Annotated in this window: 2 pseudogenes; both read right to left on the bottom strand. The window is 60.5% G+C overall.

The window, feature by feature from the left end:
- Nucleotides 1-1,152: pseudogene (locus J0I64_RS15555) on the bottom strand (DNA-directed RNA polymerase subunit beta'); the annotation flags it as partial.
- A gap of 79 nt (nt 1,153-1,231) precedes the next feature.
- A pseudogene (locus J0I64_RS15550) lies at nt 1,232-2,031 on the bottom strand (DNA-directed RNA polymerase subunit beta); the annotation flags it as partial.

Raw genomic sequence — 2,031 nt, 5'->3', positions numbered from 1 at the left:
GAAGGGCTTGAACAGTTCGAGCGCCATCTTCTTCGGCAGGCCGCACTGGTGCAGCTTGAGCTCCGGACCGGTCACGATGACCGAGCGGCCGGAATAGTCGACGCGCTTGCCGAGCAGGTTCTGACGGAAGCGGCCCTGCTTGCCCTTGAGCATGTCGGACAGCGACTTCAGCGGACGCTTGTTGGCACCGGTGATGGTGCGGCCACGGCGGCCGTTGTCGAACAGCGCGTCCACAGCTTCCTGCAGCATGCGCTTTTCGTTGCGGATGATGATGTCCGGTGCACGGAGCTCGATCAGGCGCTTCAGGCGGTTGTTACGGTTGATCACACGACGGTAGAGGTCGTTGAGATCGGACGTAGCAAAGCGGCCGCCGTCCAGCGGGACGAGCGGGCGGAGTTCGGGCGGAATGACCGGAATGATGGTCATGATCATCCATTCGGGCTTGTTGCCCGAAACGATGAACTGCTCGACGATCTTGAGGCGCTTGGCCAGCTTCTTGGGCTTCAGCTCGGTGGTCGACTCGGCGATCTCGACGCGGAGGTCCGCAGCGATCTTTTCGAGGTCGAGGTTAAGCAGGATGTCGCGAATGGCTTCGGCGCCGATCTTGGCGGTGAAGCTGTCGGCACCATACTCGTCCTGGGCGTCGAGGTACTGCTCTTCGGTGAGAAGCTCGTTCTGGGTGAACGGGGTCAGACCGGCATCGAGAACGACATAGTTCTCGAAGTAGAGGATGCGCTCGATATCCTTGAGGGTCATGTCGAGCAGCAGGGCGATGCGGCTCGGCAGCGACTTCAGGAACCAGATGTGGGCGACGGGAGCGGCCAGTTCGATGTGGCCCATGCGCTCGCGGCGAACGCGAGACAGGGTGACTTCAACACCGCACTTTTCGCAGATGACGCCCTTGAACTTCATGCGCTTGTACTTGCCGCACAAGCACTCGTAGTCCTTGGTGGGGCCAAAGATGCGGGCGCAGAACAGACCATCACGTTCAGGCTTGAACGTACGGTAGTTGATGGTCTCGGGCTTCTTGATCTCGCCGTAGGACCAGGAAAGGATCTTTTCCGGGCTCGCGATGGAGATCTTCATCTGATCGAAGGCCTGCACCGGAACCGACGGGTTGAACGGGTCCATGACGTGGGAATGATTATTCATCAATTCTCTCCTCTATCCGCCCCGACCGCAGCCAGGCTGACGGTCGGGTTGGAAGGTGAATGGGGGTGGAAGAGCCGGATTATTCCGCCGCTTCCTGAGGAGGTGCGAGCTCCGCTTCGGCCCGGTTCGGGTCTTCCTGTTCGCGCATGTCGAGTTCGACATTGAGACCGAGCGAACGGATTTCCTTGACCAGAACGTTGAAGCTTTCCGGAATGCCCGCTTCGAAGGTGTCGTCGCCACGGACGATCGCTTCGTAGACCTTGGTACGACCAGCAACGTCGTCCGACTTGATGGTGAGCATTTCCTGGAGCGTATAGGCGGCGCCATACGCTTCGAGAGCCCACACTTCCATCTCGCCGAAACGCTGACCGCCGAACTGCGCCTTGCCGCCCAGCGGCTGCTGGGTAACGAGCGAGTAAGGACCGATCGAACGTGCGTGGATCTTGTTGTCCACGAGGTGGTCGAGCTTGAGCATGTAGATGTAGCCAACCGTCACCTGACGGTCGAACTGCTCACCGGTACGGCCGTCAAACACGGTCGACTGACCCGAAGACTTGAGGCCTGCCTTTTCGAGCATGACCACAATGTCGGCTTCCTTGGCGCCGTCGAAGACCGGGGTCGCGATCGGCACACCCTTGGAGAGGTGTTCGCCGAGACGCACCAGGCCGTCGTCGTCGAGGTCGGTGATGTTGCTGTCGCCAGCAAACAGTTCACCGATTTCGCCACGGAGCGGCTTCAGGTCGCCCGAACGCTGGTAGGCGCGGACCATCTGGTCGATCTTCTTGCCCATGCCGGCGCAGGCCCAACCCAGGTGGGTTTCAAGGATCTGGCCGACGTTCATGCGCGAAGGCACGCCGAGCGGGTTCAGCACGATGTCAA

The sequence above is a fragment of the Devosia sp. genome (assembly GCF_017307565.1).
In the GTDB taxonomy this organism is placed as follows: Bacteria; Pseudomonadota; Alphaproteobacteria; order Rhizobiales; family Devosiaceae; genus Devosia.
The sequence above is the reverse complement of the archived record's forward strand: the minus strand, read 5'-3'. Positions and strand labels throughout refer to the sequence as shown.